This window comes from Nonomuraea thailandensis (assembly GCF_024172165.1).
GTDB classification, from domain to species: domain Bacteria; phylum Actinomycetota; class Actinomycetes; order Streptosporangiales; family Streptosporangiaceae; genus Nonomuraea; species Nonomuraea thailandensis.
Map to the genome: position 1 here is coordinate 2,964,620 of NZ_JAMZEB010000002.1, position 16,298 is coordinate 2,980,917.

The 16,298-nt window shown below is 73.6% G+C and carries 16 protein-coding genes; 8 read left to right on the forward strand and 8 right to left on the reverse strand.

All coding sequences use genetic code 11. The features are described from left to right. Window positions 1-26 precede the first annotated feature (26 nt). Window positions 27-899 (forward strand): alpha/beta fold hydrolase, encoded by an 873-nt coding sequence (locus HD597_RS17185; RefSeq protein WP_253743369.1) that lies wholly within the window; start codon window positions 27-29, stop codon window positions 897-899. Between the two features lie 49 nt (window positions 900-948). Here HD597_RS17185 and HD597_RS17190 read toward each other — a convergent pair whose 3' ends face one another. Next, on the reverse strand, window positions 949-1,725 hold the full coding sequence (locus HD597_RS17190) for an SDR family oxidoreductase (protein WP_253743370.1): 777 nt from the start codon (window positions 1,723-1,725) through the stop codon (window positions 949-951). A 58-nt stretch (window positions 1,726-1,783) separates the two neighbouring features. Between HD597_RS17190 and HD597_RS17195 the strand changes: the two genes are divergently transcribed. Continuing rightward, complete coding sequence (locus HD597_RS17195) at window positions 1,784-2,653, forward strand: MBL fold metallo-hydrolase (RefSeq protein WP_253743371.1); 870 nt, start codon at window positions 1,784-1,786, stop codon at window positions 2,651-2,653. Between the two features lie 37 nt (window positions 2,654-2,690). Then, window positions 2,691-4,262, forward strand: a complete 1,572-nt coding sequence (locus HD597_RS17200; protein WP_253743372.1) for an MFS transporter — start codon at window positions 2,691-2,693, stop codon at window positions 4,260-4,262. Here HD597_RS17200 and HD597_RS17205 read toward each other — a convergent pair. From HD597_RS17205 to HD597_RS17215, 3 genes are read right to left on the reverse strand one after another with little or no spacing between them, the layout of a single operon-like run. Then, a complete protein-coding gene (locus HD597_RS17205) occupies window positions 4,148-5,005 on the reverse strand; it encodes a geranyl diphosphate 2-C-methyltransferase (RefSeq protein WP_253743373.1) in 858 nt (285 codons plus the stop codon). The genes HD597_RS17200 and HD597_RS17205 overlap by 115 nt on opposite strands. Window positions 5,006-5,045: 40 nt before the next feature. Further along, complete coding sequence (locus HD597_RS17210; RefSeq protein ID WP_253743374.1) at window positions 5,046-6,191, reverse strand: family 2 encapsulin nanocompartment cargo protein terpene cyclase; 1,146 nt, start codon at window positions 6,189-6,191, stop codon at window positions 5,046-5,048. A gap of 27 nt (window positions 6,192-6,218) precedes the next feature. Continuing rightward, window positions 6,219-7,613, reverse strand: coding sequence for a family 2B encapsulin nanocompartment shell protein (locus tag HD597_RS17215; RefSeq protein WP_253743375.1), 1,395 nt, complete (start codon window positions 7,611-7,613; stop codon window positions 6,219-6,221). A gap of 148 nt (window positions 7,614-7,761) precedes the next feature. Here HD597_RS17215 and HD597_RS17220 point away from each other — a divergent pair, with 148 nt between their 5' ends. Together HD597_RS17220 and HD597_RS17225 are read left to right on the forward strand one after the other, a co-directional pair. Continuing rightward, window positions 7,762-8,562: an SDR family oxidoreductase gene (locus tag HD597_RS17220; protein ID WP_253743377.1), complete on the forward strand. Its 801-nt coding sequence runs from the start codon at window positions 7,762-7,764 to the stop codon at window positions 8,560-8,562. 170 nt (window positions 8,563-8,732) lie between these two features. Next, entirely contained in the window at window positions 8,733-9,911 is a 1,179-nt protein-coding gene (locus HD597_RS17225) for a phospholipase D-like domain-containing protein (RefSeq protein ID WP_253743378.1), read from the forward strand. A 40-nt stretch (window positions 9,912-9,951) separates the two neighbouring features. On the opposite strand, the gene HD597_RS17230 is transcribed toward HD597_RS17225, so the two are convergent. The 4 genes from HD597_RS17230 to HD597_RS17245 are packed head-to-tail and all read right to left on the reverse strand — an operon-like array spanning window position 9,952 to window position 13,505. Further along, window positions 9,952-10,713, reverse strand: coding sequence for an alpha/beta hydrolase (locus tag HD597_RS17230; RefSeq protein WP_253743379.1), 762 nt, complete (start codon window positions 10,711-10,713; stop codon window positions 9,952-9,954). Window positions 10,714-10,755: 42 nt separating this feature from the next. Then, a complete protein-coding gene (locus HD597_RS17235) occupies window positions 10,756-11,547 on the reverse strand; it encodes a maleylpyruvate isomerase family mycothiol-dependent enzyme (protein ID WP_253743380.1) in 792 nt (263 codons plus the stop codon). A 45-nt stretch (window positions 11,548-11,592) separates the two neighbouring features. Then, entirely contained in the window at window positions 11,593-12,189 is a 597-nt protein-coding gene (locus HD597_RS17240; RefSeq protein WP_253743381.1) for a TetR/AcrR family transcriptional regulator, read from the reverse strand. Between the two features lie 59 nt (window positions 12,190-12,248). After that, window positions 12,249-13,505, reverse strand: coding sequence for an MFS transporter (locus HD597_RS17245; protein WP_253743382.1), 1,257 nt, complete (start codon window positions 13,503-13,505; stop codon window positions 12,249-12,251). 73 nt (window positions 13,506-13,578) lie between these two features. Here HD597_RS17245 and HD597_RS17250 point away from each other — a divergent pair, with 73 nt between their 5' ends. From HD597_RS17250 to HD597_RS17260, 3 genes are all read left to right on the forward strand, one after another. Beyond that, window positions 13,579-14,175: a CGNR zinc finger domain-containing protein gene (locus HD597_RS17250; protein ID WP_253743383.1), complete on the forward strand. Its 597-nt coding sequence runs from the start codon at window positions 13,579-13,581 to the stop codon at window positions 14,173-14,175. Window positions 14,176-14,289: 114 nt separating this feature from the next. Next, complete coding sequence (locus tag HD597_RS17255) at window positions 14,290-15,489, forward strand: hypothetical protein (RefSeq protein ID WP_253743384.1); 1,200 nt, start codon at window positions 14,290-14,292, stop codon at window positions 15,487-15,489. Then, the gene (locus HD597_RS17260; RefSeq protein WP_253743385.1) at window positions 15,417-16,289 is read left to right on the forward strand and encodes a Tc toxin subunit A-related protein; all 873 of its coding nucleotides are present in this window, start codon (window positions 15,417-15,419) and stop codon (window positions 16,287-16,289) included. The genes HD597_RS17255 and HD597_RS17260 overlap by 73 nt, the downstream gene beginning before the upstream one ends. Window positions 16,290-16,298: the final 9 nt, after the last annotated feature.

Below are 16,298 nucleotides of genomic sequence, written 5' to 3' on the forward strand. Positions count from 1 at the left end.
GGGGGCGATGTTGGAAGGATCCCGGCATGCCCTTCTTCTCAGCCCACGACGGGACCCGCCTGGCCTACCACCTCTTCGGCGAAGGCGAAGGTGATGGCGAAGGTGACGGCGACCCGCTGATCTGCCTTCCGGGCGGCCCCATGCAGGATTCCGGCTACCTGGGCGATCTGGGCGGCCTGTCCGAGCACCGGCGGCTCGTCCTGATGGACCCCCGAGGCACCGGCGAGTCCGACGAACCGCGCGATCCGGCCACCTACCGCTGCGACCGGCTCGTCGGCGACGTCGAGGCCCTGCGCGAGCACCTCGGCCTCGACCGGATCGACCTGCTCGGCCACTCCGCCGGCGCCAACCTCGCCGTCCTGTACGCCACCCGCCACCCCCACCGCACGGGCCGCCTCCTCCTGATCGCCCCCAGCACCAGGGCCGTCGGCCTGGATCCCACCCCGCAGGCCAGGCTCGAGGCCGCCCGGCTGCGCGCCGGCGAGCCCTGGTTCCCCGAGGCCTTCGCCGCCCTGCGGCAGATCCAGGGCGGCCAGGCCACCGCCGAGACGTGGGCGGCCGTCGACCCCTTCATGTTCGGACGGTGGGACGAGGCGGCCCAGGCGTTCCAGGCGCTCTGCGAGCGGCGCAGGAACGACGAGGCCGCCGCCGTGTACGGGGCCGAGGGCGCCTACGATCCCGAGGCAACGCGCGCCGCCCTGGCCGCGTTCGGCGCGCCGGTGCTGCTGCTGGCCGGGGAGCTCGACCTCAACACGCCCCCGGGCGCCGCCGCCGAGTACGCCGCGCTGTTCCCCCGCGCCGAGTTCGTCGTGCAGCCGGGAGCCGGGCACTCGCCCTGGATCGACGACGCCGGCCCGTTCGTGACGGCGATCGCCACGTTCCTGGACCGGACGTCGTAGCCCTCACGCCGCCTTCCTGCCGCCGGCGTCCTGAAGCCCCGGCCGCCCGCTACCCCAGGCCGCCGTTGCTCATCAGCAACTGCCCGTTGATCCACTGCCCCTGCGGCGAGCACAGGAACGACACGAGGTTCGCGGTGTCGAGAGGCGTGCCGAGGCGGCCGAGCGGGGTCAGGCGCAGCATCCGCTCCCGGGTCTCCGCCGACATCCACCCGGTGTCCACCGGCCCCGGGTTGACAGCGTTGGCGGTGACGCCCAGGTGGGCGAGCTCGTGCGCGGCGGCCAGCGTGATGCGGTCCAGGGCGCCCTTGCTGGCGCCGTAGGGCAGGTTGCCCACCGTGTGATCGCTGGTGAGCGCGACGATCCGGCCGGTGCCGTGCGCGCCGGTGAAGCGGCGGCCGTACTCGCGGATCAGCAGCCACGTGGCCCGCGCGTTGACCGCGAAGTGCCGGTCGAAGCTCTCCACGGTGGTGTCGAGCAGGCCGGAGTCGACCGACTCGCAGTGGCACATCACCAGCGCCGTGACCGGGCCGAGGCGGCGTTCGACCTCGTCGAAGACGAACGCCGGGGCGTCCGGGTCCGACAGGTCCGCCTCGACGGCGGCGGTGGCGGCGCCGTGGGCGGCCAGCGTCCTGGTGACCGCGTCGGTCGCTCCGGGCTCGACGCCCCAGGTCATGCGCTCGTCGTACGGGGTCCAGAGGGTCAGGGCGACGTTCCAGCCGTCAGCCGCGAGCCGGCCGGCGATGCCCGCGCCGATCCCGGCCGTCCGGCCGACACCGGTCACCAGCGCCAGCGGGCGGGCGGCGTCATTCTCATGTGCAGTCGTCACACGGCATGATCCTGGAAGGCACGGCGCCCCCTCGGCAACCGGATTTCAGGGAGACACGATGATCCACCGCTTCACGGTCGGCGACCTGCACTGCGCCGTCATCAGCGACGGCCAGCCAGAGCCGCCCTGGGTGCCGCCGCTGTCCGCGTTCTACACCCCGGAAACGGGGGTGCCGGAGCACGAGCTGGAGGCCGCCATCGCGGAGGAGGGGCGCGGCAGGTCCACGCTGACGTGCGCGTACAACTGCCTGTGCGTGCAGACCTCCGGAGGCCTGGCGCTGATCGACACGGGGCTCGGGCAGGGCTTCCTCGGGTACGGGCCCGCCATCGAGCCGCTGGTCGGCCGGCTCGGCGCGGGCCTGGCGGAGGCCGGGTTCGAGCCGTCCGACCTCGCCGCCGTCGTCTTCACCCACCTGCACGAGGACCACGTCAGGGGCGCCACCTGGCCGGGTGAGCTCGCCTTTCCCGAGGCGGCCGGATACGCGCACGCCGCCGAGGTGGCGTTCTGGTCCAAGAGGGCCGGCGAGCTGTCCGACGAGCAGCGCCGGCCCGCGCAGGAGGCGATCAGGCTCTTCGGCGAGCGGCTGCGCCCCGTCGAGTACGGCATCGAGCTGCTGCCCTGCGTGCACACCGTCGACGCCGCCGGCCACACTCCCGGGCACACGGCCGTCCTGCTGCGCTCGCGCGGTGAGCGGCTGCTCTGCCTCGGCGACACCTTCTACGACCCGCTGCAGCTCGCCCACCCCGCGTGGCGCACGCCCTGGGACCACGACGCCGCCCGCTCGGTCGCCAGCCGCCGCCGGCTGCTGGCCTGGGCGGCCGAGGAGAGCCTGCTCGTGCACGCCTACCACCTGCCCTTCCCCGGCCTCGGCCGCATCGAGCGCCGGGGCGACGCCTTCGCCTGGAGACCGCTCGCCGCCGGATCATGACATTGACGTGAATGATCGCCCACCGGAAGCTGCTCTCATGCCCTCCATCCGGAAACCGCGGGCCGTCGTGCCGGTGCTGGCCTTCGCCGGGATCGTCGTCGCGCTCATGCAGACCGTGGTGATCCCGCTCATCCCGCAGCTCCCGACCCTCCTGGACGCCACCCCGAACGACGCCACCTGGGCGATCACCGTCACGCTGCTCGCCGGGGCCGTCGCGACACCGGTCGTGGGCCGCCTGGGCGACATGTACGGCAAGCGGCGCATGCTGCTGATCAGCCTCGCCCTCCTGGTGGCCGGCTCGGCCGTCTGCGGCCTCAGCGACACGCTGGCCCCGATGGTGGCGGGCAGGGCGCTGCAGGGCGCCGCCTCCGGCGTCGTCGCGCTGGGCATCAGCATCATGCGCGACGAGCTGCCCGCCGAGCGGCTCGGCTCGGCGACCGCCCTGATGAGCGCCTCGCTCGGCGTCGGCGGCGCGCTCGGCCTGCCCGCGGCGGCCCTGCTGGCCGAGCAGACCGACTGGCACATGCTGTTCTGGACGTCGGCGGCCTTCGGCTCCGTGGCCGCCGCGCTCGTCCTGGCGTTCGTGCCGGAGTCGGAGGTGCGCGGCGGCGGGCGCTTCGACCTGGCGGGCGCGGCCGGGCTGTCGGCCGGGCTGACCTGCCTGCTGCTGGCGGTCTCCAAGGGCGCCGACTGGGGATGGGGGAGCGCGGTCACGGTGAGCCTGCTCTGTGGCGGGGCCGCCGTGCTCGGCCTGTGGGGCGTGTGGGAGCTGCGCGCCCGGCAGCCGCTGGTCGACCTGCGCACCACCGCCCGCCGCCAGGTGCTGCTGACCAACCTGGCCTCGGTCGTGTTCGGGTTCGCGATGTTCGCCATGTCGCTGGTGCTGCCGCAACTGCTGCAGCTGCCCGTCTCCACCGGCTACGGGCTGGGCGCCACCATGCTCGGCGTGGGCCTGGTGCTGGCGCCGTCCGGGCTGGTCATGATGGCCATGGCGCCGGTGTCGGCCCGGCTCTCGCGCGCCCGCGGCCCCAAGGTGACGCTCATGGCCGGCGCCCTCGTGGTCGCCGCCGGCTACGGCCTCGGCGTGGCGCTGATGTCGGCGGCGTGGCAGCTCGTGCTCGTCTCGTCGGTGATCGGGGCGGGCATCGGCCTGGCGTACGGGGCCATGCCCGCGCTCATCATGGCCGCGGTGCCGATCGCGGAGACGGCCGCCGCCAACAGCCTCAACACGCTCTCGCGGGCCATCGGCACCTCGGTCTCCAGCGCCGTCGCCGGGGTCGTGCTCGCCCGGCTCACGGTCGATCTCGGCACCTTGACCGCGCCGTCGCCCGCCGGCTTCCGCCTGGTCATGGCGATCGGCTGCGGCGCGTCCCTGGTCGCCTTCGCGGTCGCCGCGTTCCTGCCGGCACACCGGCGGCCCGGCAGGGGCGCGTCACCGCGTGGAGGGCTGCCGGGCGGGGGGAAGGCCAGGGGGAGGGGGAGGAGGCCGGGCCGTCAGACCCGGTCGGCCGCGATCAGCAGGTACTGGAAGCTGCCGCTCTTGTACGCCTCCAGGAAGGCGTCCTCGATCCCGGTGGCCAGATGCGTCCTGGCCCGCAGCTCCCAGTAGGGGATGGTCGCCGCCGTGAGGTCCACCACGCTCACCGGCACGAGGCGGTGGGCGGCCAGCTCCTTGAAGTAGGTGCTGCGCGAGTGGATGTCGCAGATGTAGTGGGCGTTGATCTGGCTGATGGCGCGCGAGGGCAGGCCGTAGGCGTCGTTGTAGCACCCGGTGATGCAGACGTAGCGGCCGCCGCGGCGCAGCAGCCTGGAGTGCTCGGCGAACAGCAGCGACAGCTCGACGTACATCGTGCTCTCGTTGTTCCAGATGGCCTGGAAGTCGCCGGTGGGGAAGCGGGTGTCGAGCATGTTGCGGAAGTGGAAGCGCACCTTGTCGTCCACGCCGCGCTCCTTGGCCTGCTGGTTGGCGAAGGCGACCTGGGACTCGGAGATCGACACGCCGTCCACCTGGCAGCCGGTGCGCAGGTTGGCCAGGAGGCTGGAGCCGCCGCGGCCCGACCCGGCGTCCATGACGCGGTGATCGGGGCGCAGCGGGCCGAGGTGCGCGATGAGCGTCTCCGCCTGCGCGCTCTCCAGCCGGTGCAGCTCGTTGACGACGCGTCTCTCCCTGGTCTCGGCGGGGCCGTCGAGGACCGACCAGTCCACCTCGCCGATGCCGTAGTGATGGTGGTACAGGCCGTCCACCTCCCCCAGGCGCAGGTTGACCGGGTTCTCCTCGGCGTTCCAATAGTCGGCGACGGATTGCTGGTAGAGGCTGCTCAGAACGGGGACGGCGTTCGGGGTGACGGTCACCTCGGGCTCCTTCCTGGTTGTGATCAAAGGGGTTGCCGGGTCAGGACTGGTAGCGGCTCGTACTGCCGTGCCACTCGATGCCCCCGGCCATCCACGCCTGCGCGCCGCGCAGGAAACGCTTCAGCTCGGGGGAGGGCAGGGCGGACAGCTCCCGCTGGCTCTGCTCGAACCCGCGGACGAACTCGTTGTGCAGGCGGACCGTGCGCTCGGCGGCCTCGCGGGTCGAGCAGCCCTCCTCGGCGGCGATGAGCAGCACCACGTTGGAGTCGGGCAGCTCGTCGGCCGCCTCCTTGGCCGCCGAGTGCAGGTCGTTGACCAGCACGGCGGCGGTGCCCGCCTGCATGAGGGCGGTGTGGAAGCGCCGCTCCGCGAACAGGTGCGGCGACAGCTCGTAGCCGCCGACGATGTCGATGAGGACCATGGAGGTGTAGAAGCTGTCGTGCTGGCGGGCCGCCAGGTAACGCCACACGGGCGGCGGCGTCTCCAGGAAACGCCAGGCGGCGTAGGCCGTCCAGCTCACGTACATCTGGCTCGTGATGTTGCACAGCCGCATGACCTGCGCCGAGGTGGCGTGGCGGGCGGCGTGGCTGGTGGCCGAGCGCAGCGACACCAGCACGGGATCGCTCCTGATCGCCTCCTCGAGCTGCTCGGTGTAGCCGCCGGCGTCCGGCGGCGGGTCCATGGCCGACATGACCAGCGCCAGCCTCGGCGGCAGCTCCGTGGGCGTGGCGCCCAGGTCGGTCTCGTCGGCGTAGTAGTCGTCGGCCGCCCACCAGGCGCTGTTCATCTGCGCCGCGATCAGCAGCATGTCGGGGTCGTCGGTGTCGGTGTGGGTCAGCATGGCCAGCCGACCGAACCCCGTCGAGGCGAACTCCGCCATCCGCCCCTCGTGCAGCCCGATCCGCTCCGCCCACGCCACCAGCCGCCGGTCCACCTCCGCGCCCAGCGCGTCGTCCACGCGGTCGGCATCGGGGCAGTACAGCGGCGGGTACGTGCCGTCACCCCAGTCGCGCTCCCGGTAGGGCAGCGGCGCCAGGCCGGGGCCGCCGATCCTGCCGGACCCGCCGTAGGAGGGCGGCTCGTGGCCGTCGCCCTCCTCGAACGTGTGCCGGTACGGCCGCAGCGCCGAGCGCAGGCTGAGCGTGTAGGAGCCCAGGCCCGTCGGCCCGGCTGGGATGTCAGACATGGCGCGCCTCTTCCTGGGGCCGGCGGGTCACGAGCGCGGGGCGGCGACGTCGACGTCCTCGAGGATCCCGATCGCGTCGGGCACCAGGATCGCCACCGAGTAGTAGGCGCTGACCAGGTACGACATCACGGCCTGCGGGTTGATGCCCATGAAGCGCACGTTCAGCCCCGGCTCGAACTCCTCGGGGATGCCCGTCTGGTAGAGCCCGACGACGCCCTGGTCGTCCTCGCCCGTCCGCAGCGCCAGGATCGACGTGGTGCGGTGCGGCGAGACCGGGATCTTGCCGCAGGGGAAGATCGGGATGCCCCGCCAGGCAGGCACCTCGTGCCCGTTGACCTCGGTGCTGCCCACGACCAGCCCCCGCTTGTTGCACTCGCGGAAGAACGCGGCGATCGCCTTGGGGTGGGCCAGCAGCAGCCGGGTCTTGCGCCGCATGCTGATCAGCTCGTCGAGGTCGTCGGGGGTGGGCGGGCCCGACCAGGTGTAGATGCGCTGGTCGTAGTCGGTGTTGTGGAGCAGCCCGAACTCGCGGTTGTTGAGCAGCTCCGACTCCTGGCGCTCGCGCAGCTCGTGGATGGTCAGGCGGAGCTGCTGCTCGATCTGGTTCATCGGGTCGTTGAACAGGTCGGCGACGCGGGTATGGACCCGCAGGATGGTCTGGGCGACGCTCAGCTCGTACTCGCGGGGGTGCAGGTCGTAGTCCACGAACGTGCCGTCGATGACCGGCTCGCCGGTGTGACCGGCCGACAGGCGCACGGCGGCCTCGCCGCGGCGGTTGACCGGCCTGCTCAGCGTGTCGAGGTAACCGGCGAGGTGCTCGCGCAGCGCGGCCGAGCGCTCCGCCACCCGCCGCAGCCCGTCGCGCGGCGCGAACAGCACCGTGCACGGCGTGGCGGCCCTGAACGTGCACGGCCAGCGGGCCTCGTCCTCGACGAGGACCTCGTCGCCGAACTGGTCGCCGTCGGCGATGACGCCGAGGAACTGGGTGGCGCCGTACCGGCCGGTGGCCAGGCGCTCGACCCGGCCGTGCGCGATCACCCAGGCGCCGGTGACGGGGCCGCCCTCCTCGGCGACGACGTCACCGGGCCGCAGCTCGCGCACCGCGAACTCGCCGGCGATGGCCGTCAGCGCGGCGGCGTCGCCGAAGCCGCGCAGCGCCGGGATCTCCGTCAGCGTCCCGGGCACGATCCGCGCGTCGCCGGACCCGCCCGGCACCACGCCGACGCGCCCGCGCCCCGGCCGGTGCGTCAGCCGCCGGTTGACCCGGTACGTCCCGCCGCGCACGTCGACCCAGGGCAGCATGCGCAGCAGCCACCGGGAACTGATGGCCTGCATCTGCGGGCGGGTCTTGGTGGTCGTGGCCAGGTTGCGCGCGGCCCGGGTGTCCAGGCTGAGCCGGGTTTCCGTCGGGTCCGTGGGCATTCTTCCTCCGGGGGGTCGGACAGGCAGTCGCTACTAAAAGTAGTTATATGACCACGCAGCGTAGAGTCTCTTGATCGATAGGAATGCTGTCGGGCAGGTGAGCCCGATGTGGCTTGCAGGTAAGTCCCTGCGACAACGGGAGGAAACCATGAACGACGCGTACGACCGGGTGGCGATCGTCACGGGAGCCGACTCCGGCATCGGCAAGGCCACCGCCGTGGCGCTGGCCGAGCAGGGCTTCGACGTCGGCATCACCTACCACCACGACCGCGACGGCGCGGAGGAGACCGCCCGCCTGGTCCGCGACCGCGGCCGGGCGCCCGCGGTCCGGCAGCACGACCTGACCGGCCCCGTACGCGCCGCCGAGGTCGTGGACGACTTGGCCGGCGAGCTGGGCGGCCTCGGCGTGCTGGTGAACAACGCGGGCACCGGCAGCCACGAGCCGCTGCTGGAGATGGGGTACGAGCGCTGGCGGGAGATCCTGGCGGTGGACCTCGACGGCGCGTTCCTGTGCGCCCAGCGGGCGGCCAGGCGCATGGTGGCCACCGGGCGCGGCGGCCGGATCGTCAACGTCACCAGCGTGCACGAGGAGTACCCGAAGATGGGCTCGGGGCCGTACTGCGCGGCCAAGGGCGGGCTGCGCATGCTCAGCCGGGTGCTGGCGCTGGAGCTGGCCGACCACGGCATCACCGTCAACACGGTGGCGCCGGGCGAGATCGCCACCCCCATGACCGGGCAGGAGGACCTGCCGCCGCAGGAGGGCAGCCGGCCGGGCAACCCGATCCCCAGGCCGGGCGACGCCCGCGAGGTCGCGGCCGTGGTGGCCTTCCTGGCCGGGCCGGCCGCCTCGTACGTCACGGGCGCGACGGTGTTCGTGGACGGCGGCATGACGATGATGGGCCCGCAGGGTGCCTCGGCCCTCGGCTCGGGTGAGTGGCGCAGGCTCTAGCCCTCCGCGAGCCCCCACCGGCGGGGCCCGCCGGGCGGATGATGTTCATCGACCGTTCAGCGCGCTGCCCGCGGGCCGTCACCATGATCGCAACCGGGCGCTCCACCCTCGTTTCGGGCCAGTCCCAAAAGCAGTGATCAAGGCTGGCCGTAACGCTGGAGGAGCCCCGCATGACGAGCAAGTCCCTGCCCGCCCTGGCCGCCGGAGTCGCCCTGGCCGCCGCCGCCCTCGCCGGCGCGGGACCGGCCGCCGCCGGGTCGTCCGGGTCGTCCGGGGCGTCCGCCTGCGCGGGCGCCCCCACCGGACCGGTGACGACCGGCGCCGTGTTCAGCGAGCCGGTCGGCGGGGACCCGGCCGCGATCGTAAGGACCCTCTGCGGCCTGGTCAGGCAGACGCCCGCGGGGGCGAGCATCCAGATCGCCCACTTCGTCATGTCCGGCACGGCCGGCGGTGAGTTCGCCGCCGAGCTGCTCGAAGCGCACCGGCGCGGCGTGCGGGTCCGCGTCGTCCTCGACGGCGACCAGCGGGGCGCGGCCGTGGCCGCCCAGCTCGCGGCCGGGCTGGGCACCGACCTCACGGGCGACTCGTGGCTGCACGTGTGCACCGGCCCGATGTCGGGCGGCACCGCCGCCTGCATCGGCGACAAGGGGCAGCACAACAAGTTCTACCTGTTCTCGCGGGCCGGCCGGGCCTCCGACGTCGTGGTGCAGTCCTCGGCCAACCTGACCGACCTGAACTCCACCACGTACTGGAACAACGCCGTCGTCCTGCCCGGCGACAGGCGCCTGTACGCCGCGTACGACGCCTACTTCGCCGACCTGGCCGCAGAGCGGAAGAACCTCGACTACTACCGCGTCGTGCAGACGCGCAGCGCCCGCGCGCACTTCTTCCCCAAGGCGGACGGCGACCCGATCGTGGACCACCTCGGCAGGGTCTCCTGCCGGCGCGGCACCACCATCAGGGTCGGCATGTCGGAATGGGACGCCTACCGCGTCGCCATCGCCGAGAAGCTGCGCGACCTGGCCGGCGACGGCTGCCGGGTGCGGATCGTGTACGGGATCATCGACGACGAGGTCAAGGCCGTCCTGGCCGCGCAGCCCGGCATCGAGCTGAGCACCCTCGGCTCGGGCAGCGCGCTGCCCGGCCGCATCCACTCCAAGTACCTGCTCGTCGAGGGCTCCTACGACGGCGACCGCGACGCCCGCTGGGTCTTCACCGGCAGCCACAACTACAACGAGACCTCGCTGCGCCGCAACGACGAGACGCTGCTGCGGCTCAACGACAAGAACGTCTACCGGCAGTACGTGGCCAACTTCGAGCGCATGCGCGCCGCCGCCACCCAGGGCTGACGGTCGCGCGGACCCCGCGGCCCGCCGGGGAGACCCCGGGTCACCAGCCCCGGCCGCGCAGGAAGGCGGCGCACCGCGCGGTCCAGCCGCCCACGACCGGGTCCTCCTCCGCCAGCCCGAGACCGTGCCTGCCGCTGGGGTACACGTGCACCTCCTGCGCGACGCCGTGCCGGGCCAGCGCCAGGGAGAGCGACAGGGTGTTCTCGACCGGCACGGACTCGTCGTCGGCGGTGTGCCACAGGAACATGGGCGGCGTGTCCCCGGTCACCCGGTTCGCGAGCGAGAGCTCCTCGCGCACGGACCGGGGAGCGTCCGCGCCGAGCAGGTTCGCGGCCGAGCCCCGATGCGCGGCCGACCCGGTCAGCGTCGTGACGGGGTAGCACAGCACGGCCAGCCCGGGCCGGGGATCGGCCTCGTCCACGGCGTCGTGCGGGCCTTCCGCCGGCATCGGCCCCTTCCCGGTGGCGAGCAGCCCGGCCAGGTGCCCGCCCGCCGAGAACCCCAGCACCCCCACCCTGGCCGGATCCACCCCGGCGTCCGCCGCGTGGTGCCGCACCCAGCGCACCGCCCTGGCGGCGTCGAGGAGGGGGAGCGGGTGGCGGTGCGGCGCGATCCGGTACCGCAGCACGAACGCCGCCACACCCAGCGAGTTCAGCCACCGCGCGACCGGGGCGCCCTCGTGATCGGCCAGGTGGTGGTAGGCGCCGCCGGGGCACACCACCATCGCCGGCGCGGGGCCGTCCACGGGGAAGGCGGTGATGGTGGCCGCGCCGGTCGTGGGCCACAGGGGGTGCTCTGTCATGTGCCGTGCCTTCGTGTCGCGGTGCGGACCGGTCTCGTGCGCCTAGTAACCAGGGAAGACGTGGCGCAACAGGTCGAGGTCGGCGGCGCCGGTCGTGGCGACGCTCCCGGGCGTGTGGCGCGGCGCGAGGCGGCCCGCCACGAGCCGCAGCCACGACTCCGCGGGCAGCAGCAGCGTGCCGTCGGCCTCGCCGGCGACGTCGAAGTCCACGCTGATCCGCTCGCCCAGCCGCAACGCGAACTCCGACGCCGGCTCCGTCGTGGTGACGTGCACGACCGCGTGCTCGCCCTTGAGCCGCTCCGGCTTGGCGGCCCAGCCGAGCAGGTCGGGCGCCCCGTGCAGCAGCTCGCGGGTGGCCTCCGGAGCCAGGGTGGCGTGCTCGTCGAAGGCGACCCGCACGTCCCACGCGTGCAGGGTCAGCTCGCTGAGCCGCATCCGCCCGGCCGTGGCCACGTCGACCGGCTCCGGCAGGAAGCCCAGGTCGATGCGCAGGCTCGTCCGCGTGCCCGGGCCGAGCGACTCGTACAGCTCCGTCAGGGCCTGGCTCGATCGGGCGAAGCCGTCGGCGCGCTGCTCGCGCGTCATGGCGTTCCACCGGTCCCAGACGGACTGCATGAAGTCGCGGCCGGGGGCCGGGTCGCCGTCGAGGGCGGCGCGCAGGGTGGCGCGGGCGATCTCGGCGCCGCTGCCGAGGTGGCTCAGCACCTCCGAGACGTCCCATTCGGCCGAGCCCGAGGGGCGGGCCAGTTCGTCGCCGCCGAAGGAGGACACGGCCGCGGCCAGGGAGTCGTGTCCGGTGCGAAGTGCGGTGATCACCGTGTCAGGGCTGGTCATCTGTTCTCCAGGGTGATGGACGAGCTCGTGCTCGGGTCAGGGCGGTCAGCGCGCCGTCACGGCGTCGCCGAGGACCGAGGCGACGACCGAGCGGACGTCCTCGGGCCACAGTGGCAGGCCGTCGAGGCCGGCGAACAGCAGGTGCGCGGCGCCGACCAGCGTGGGAGCGAGCCGATCGACCTCGGCGCCGGCCGCGATGCGGCCGAGGTCCCGCTCGGCGGTGAGGTAGCCGGACAGGATGATCCCGAGCTCCGTCATGACCGGGAGGCCGGCGATCGGCCTGGCCTCGCGCAGCCGGACGCGCACCTGGTTGTGGAAGGTGACCAGGGCGACGATCGACACGGCGACCGGGTCGAAGAGCTTGATCAGGGCGTCGGTGAGGTTGTCGACCACGGTGCCCGTCCCGGCGGAGTCGCGCAGGACGGCGCCCTGGGCCTGCATCAGGCCGATGCGGTCGAGCACGAACTCCGCGAGGAAGGCGTCGAAGGACTCGAAGTGCCGGTGCAGGACCCCCTTGGCGCAGCCGGCCTGCGCGGTCACCGCCCGGCTGGTCAGCGCGTCCGGGCCGCCCTGCCGCAGGACCTGCTCGGCCGCGGCGAAGAGCTGGTCCCGCGGGTCGCGGAGGTGCACCCCTGTCGGCATGGTCGATCCTTCTCCGCCCTGCACGTCGCCGCCCGCCCTGACGAACGGGCGGGTGCCCACTATACGCCCACCATCGTGCGGGAGTCCTGCCTGCGGAGCAGGGGCCTGATCACGGTGAGCTGGGCCGCGGCCAGCAGCAGGCACACGAGGGCCAGGCCGCCCCACAGGCCGGCCGGCCCGGCGAGCTCCAGGAGCTGCGTGCCGCACAGCGGCGCCAGGACGGTGGCGAAGCCCCAGCAGGTGCCGAAGACCGACAGGTAACGTCCCCGCGCGTCCGGGGGCGCCAGGCCGACGACGAGGGCGTAGCTGCGCCCGAACATCAGCACGTCACCGGCGCTCCACACCACCGTGGCGGCGAGGTGGCCCGGCAGTCCCTCCGCCGCGGCGTAGCCGGCCAGGCCCGCGGCGAGCAGCAGGTAACCGGACGTCATCGCCGCGTGGTGCGACAGCGCCGCCGTCCACCGCAGCAGCGGCTGGCAGAGCGCCATCACCACGGCCGCGACGGCCGACAGCAGCCCGGCGTCCGCCGCCTCCAGCCCGCGCCGCGCCAGCGCCAGCGGCATCGCCATCCCCACCTGCATGAAGATCACGGCGAAGAGCGTGCCGGAGAGCAGGAGCACGAGCAGCCTGCGGTCGCGCCAGGCCGACACCCCGCCCTGCGCCGGCCTTCGGCCCTGCGCCGGCCCCCCGCCCTGCGCCGGCCCCCCGCCCTGCGCCGGCTCCCCGGCCCGGCGGGGGGCGGCAGGCGGATCGGCGGGCAGCACGAGGCGGATCACGGCCGCGCAGATCAGGCAGCTCACGGCGTCCGCGACGAACAGCCAGCGCAGGTCCCAGCGGCCCAGGCCCGCGGCGATCAGGCCGGCGCCCATGCCGCCCACCGCCAGGGCCGTGTTGAACAGGCTGAACGCCTGCGCCTGCTGGGCGGGCCGTACGGCGTCGGCGATCATCGCCTGCGACGGCGGCTCGTAGATCTCGAACGCCAGCCCGAGCAGCACGGCGAACACCGCGACCATCGCCACGGAGGACGAGAGCGCGATGCCGGCCTGTGCCAGCGCGCACGCCACCAGCCCGGCGACGATCGTGCGGCGGCGGCCGAGCCGGTCGGCCAGCACGCCGCCCAGCAGCCGCGAGGGGATCGTGGCCAGGCCGAAGGCGGCGGAGATCGCGCCGGCGGCGACCACGCTGACCCCGAAGCCGCTGGTGATCAGGACGGTGAGGAACCCGACGGAGAAGGCCCCCAGCCGGTTGACCGCCCGTGCCAGGACGAGCCACCACACCGTACGCGGCAAGCGCTCCGCACCCCCGATGATCGGCACGTTCACCTCCCGCGTGACCGACGAAGCTGATAACGTCGGTCACGAACGTAGAGCGGAAGGAGTGACCAGTCAAGTGTTGTTCGATAGTCACGTGGCGATCCTGCTCGACACCGCGGTATCGCTCGTGAACGTGCTGACCGACGGCGGCGACCGCGGCAAGCCCTACGTGGCGCCCAGGGGCGACTCGCTGCCGGACATGATCCGCGCCGTCCTGCCCGGCAACGTGACGGTGTCCATGGAGGAGGCCCTCTACCTGGCCGGGACCACGCTGAAGGTCCGGCGCGTGTTCGAGGCGATGGACGCCGGGCGGGAGGACGACGCCGCCGCCGTCGTCAACGCGCTCGTCATCAGCACGGGCGCGCGGCCCCAGCTCGACCGCGTGCCCGGCGAGCCGTGGCAGGTCCACTTCCACGGCGCCGACGACACCCTCGCCGTGGGATGGAGCGCCGGCATCGCCTCCGCCCTGACGCTGGCCATCGGCAGCGACCTCGGCGGGCGCCTCGGCCTCTGCCAGGCCAGGCAGTGCGACCGCGTGTACGTGGACGCCTCCCGCAACGGGGTGCGCCAGTTCTGCTCCCGCTCCTGCCAGAGCCGGACGAAGGCGGCGGCCTTCCGCGCCCGCTCGCCCGCCCGCCCGACCGACCGCCGGACCTCCCGTCACACCGGCTGAGGGGCCCGCCGGCCACCGTCACACCGGCTGAGGGGCCCCGCCGGGCGCCGCCGTCACACGATCGTCTGGTCCGCCTGCGCGTACACGGTGGCGTGCTCCGCCTCCCTGGCCTTCATGATCCGGTTCGTGGCGGCGGCCTTGACGCCCGCCGGTCTGCCTGCCGTGAACCGTTTCGACCCGGTCGAGGGCAACTGGGGCGGCCTGCCCCCCTTCCAGGGCGCGCTCGACGGCACGAAGAAGCTGCTGCTGTTCTCGGGCGCCGATTACCACGTCTTCGAGCCGGGCGACGCCGTGCGGCCCTTCGAGTACGCCGGGCTGCCGCACGACATCGTCCGCCTGACCTCCAGCACCGCCTACAAGCTCAACCGCGAGCCGCTGGTCGGCGGCGTCGCCGCGCTGCTCGCGCCCGCGACGCAGGAGAGCGACGAGCTGCCCGGGTTCAGCACCACGCTGTCCGACGCCACCACGATCAAGGTGTGGCCGCGGATCGCGGAGGCCGGCGTGCCGGTCGGCTCCCACCTGGACTTCCAGAGCGCCAACGGCGTCTACTACTGGGAGCTGTTCTTCCACGCGCCCATGCTCATCGCGCGGGCGCTCAACGGGGCCCAGCGCTTCGAGGAGGCCCGCACCTGGTACGAGTACGTCTTCGACCCCACCCGGCCGTCGCGGCACTGGCGGTTCCTGCCGTTCCTCGCCGTGGACGTCCGGGCGCTGGCCGAGGGCTGCCGCCGTGACCTGGCCGAGCTGGCCGCCGCCGGCGTCAGGATCGGCACGCTGGAGAAGGCGCTGCTGCCCGTCCTGGCCGAGATCGAGGCGATGGCCCCGGCCTTCCAGCAGATCAGGGAGCTCACCGGCGCCGAGGAGACGCGGCTCGGCGAGCTGGCCGACGGCGGGCTCGCCGCCGTCGAGAAGGCCGTCGGCGCGCTCAAGAGCGCTCCGCCGGCCGTGCTGGCCGGGCTCAGGGAGCGGCTCGCCCTGATCGGCCGGCTCAGGTGGCGCCACGGGCTGCTCGGCGACCGGGGCAGCCTGCTCAGGGCGTACCTGGACGATCCGTTCGACCCGCACGCCATCGCCGAGCTGCGCCCGGCCGCCTACCGCCGCGCGGTCGTGATGGCCTACGTCGACAACCTGCTCGACTGGGGCGACCTGCTGTTCCGCCAGTACACGGGCGAGAGCGTGGACGAGGCCAGGATGCTGCGTACCTGGACGGCGACCGGCGCGGCCTGGAGATCACCAGGAAGGTGTCGCTCCTGGCGGTGGACGCGCAGGCCCTGCTGGCCCTGCGCGAGTCGGGCCGGTGCGGGTTCGCGCTGACGCAGGCGCTCTACGACCGCGACTTCCCCGGGCACTACGCGCGCAGGATCCGCACGGTGTCGGTGTCCTTCGAGACCGCGGACGGGCCCATCGGGCCGAACGCCACCCTGACCCAGCTCGACAACAAGATCGTGCTGGAGCCCGACCCGAAGGCCGTCAAGCACCTGCTCGACCCCAAGGGCGCGCCGCCCGCCACCCTGCGCGGCGACTGGCGGCCGGGCCAGCAGATCGCGCTGTCCGCCCTGACGGAGTACAAGGACAACAACGGGCTGTTCGAGCTGCGCTTCGACGACGACAGGTACCTGCCGTTCGAGGGGACCGGCGCCGTCTCCCGCTGGCGGCTGGAGCTCTCCGGCCCCGCCGGGCCCGAGCTGCGCGACGTCACGATCACCGTCAGGTACACCGCCGAGCAGGGCGGGGAGGTGTTCGCGAACGCGGTCAGGGGGATGCTGCGGCCGTACCCGGCGGCGCGCCTGCTCGACGTGGCGGCCGAGTTCCCCGGGCAGTGGGCGCAGTTCCTCGAGGGCGAGGACGACGTGCTCGTGCTGCCGCTGACCGCGGACCTGTTCCCCGGGATCAGCGGCCGCCAGATCACCGGCGTCCAGCCGAGCTTCGCGCCCGCAGGGAGCGGGGCCCGGTTCCTGCTCGACGGCGACGCCAGGCTGGCGCTGAGCGAGGGGCGGATCCTGAGCGCGCCGGGCCTCGGCGTGGGCGGGCCCGCCTGGAACCTCGTCCTCGACGGCGGCGACAAGGCGGCGCTCACCGGCTTCGCCCTCATGCTCGCCTACCGGGCGCGTTAGGAGGATTAT

Excerpts from the sequence above, each read along its gene's own strand:
- HD597_RS17195 (WP_253743371.1), top strand. The coding sequence starts at position 1,784 with ATGATCCACCGCTTCACGGTCGGCGACCTGCACTGCGCCGTCATCAGC.
- HD597_RS17235 (WP_253743380.1), bottom strand. The coding sequence starts at position 11,547 with ATGACCAGCCCTGACACGGTGATCACCGCACTTCGCACCGGACACGAC.
- HD597_RS17240 (WP_253743381.1), bottom strand. The coding sequence starts at position 12,189 with ATGCCGACAGGGGTGCACCTCCGCGACCCGCGGGACCAGCTCTTCGCC.
- HD597_RS17230 (WP_253743379.1), bottom strand. The coding sequence starts at position 10,713 with ATGACAGAGCACCCCCTGTGGCCCACGACCGGCGCGGCCACCATCACC.
- HD597_RS17200 (WP_253743372.1), top strand. The coding sequence starts at position 2,691 with ATGCCCTCCATCCGGAAACCGCGGGCCGTCGTGCCGGTGCTGGCCTTC.
- HD597_RS17185 (WP_253743369.1), top strand. The coding sequence starts at position 27 with ATGCCCTTCTTCTCAGCCCACGACGGGACCCGCCTGGCCTACCACCTC.
- HD597_RS17220 (WP_253743377.1), top strand. The coding sequence starts at position 7,762 with ATGAACGACGCGTACGACCGGGTGGCGATCGTCACGGGAGCCGACTCC.
- HD597_RS17225 (WP_253743378.1), top strand. The coding sequence starts at position 8,733 with ATGACGAGCAAGTCCCTGCCCGCCCTGGCCGCCGGAGTCGCCCTGGCC.
- HD597_RS17210 (WP_253743374.1), bottom strand. The coding sequence starts at position 6,191 with ATGTCTGACATCCCAGCCGGGCCGACGGGCCTGGGCTCCTACACGCTC.
- HD597_RS17255 (WP_253743384.1), top strand. The coding sequence starts at position 14,290 with ATGATCCGGTTCGTGGCGGCGGCCTTGACGCCCGCCGGTCTGCCTGCC.
- HD597_RS17215 (WP_253743375.1), bottom strand. The coding sequence starts at position 7,613 with ATGCCCACGGACCCGACGGAAACCCGGCTCAGCCTGGACACCCGGGCC.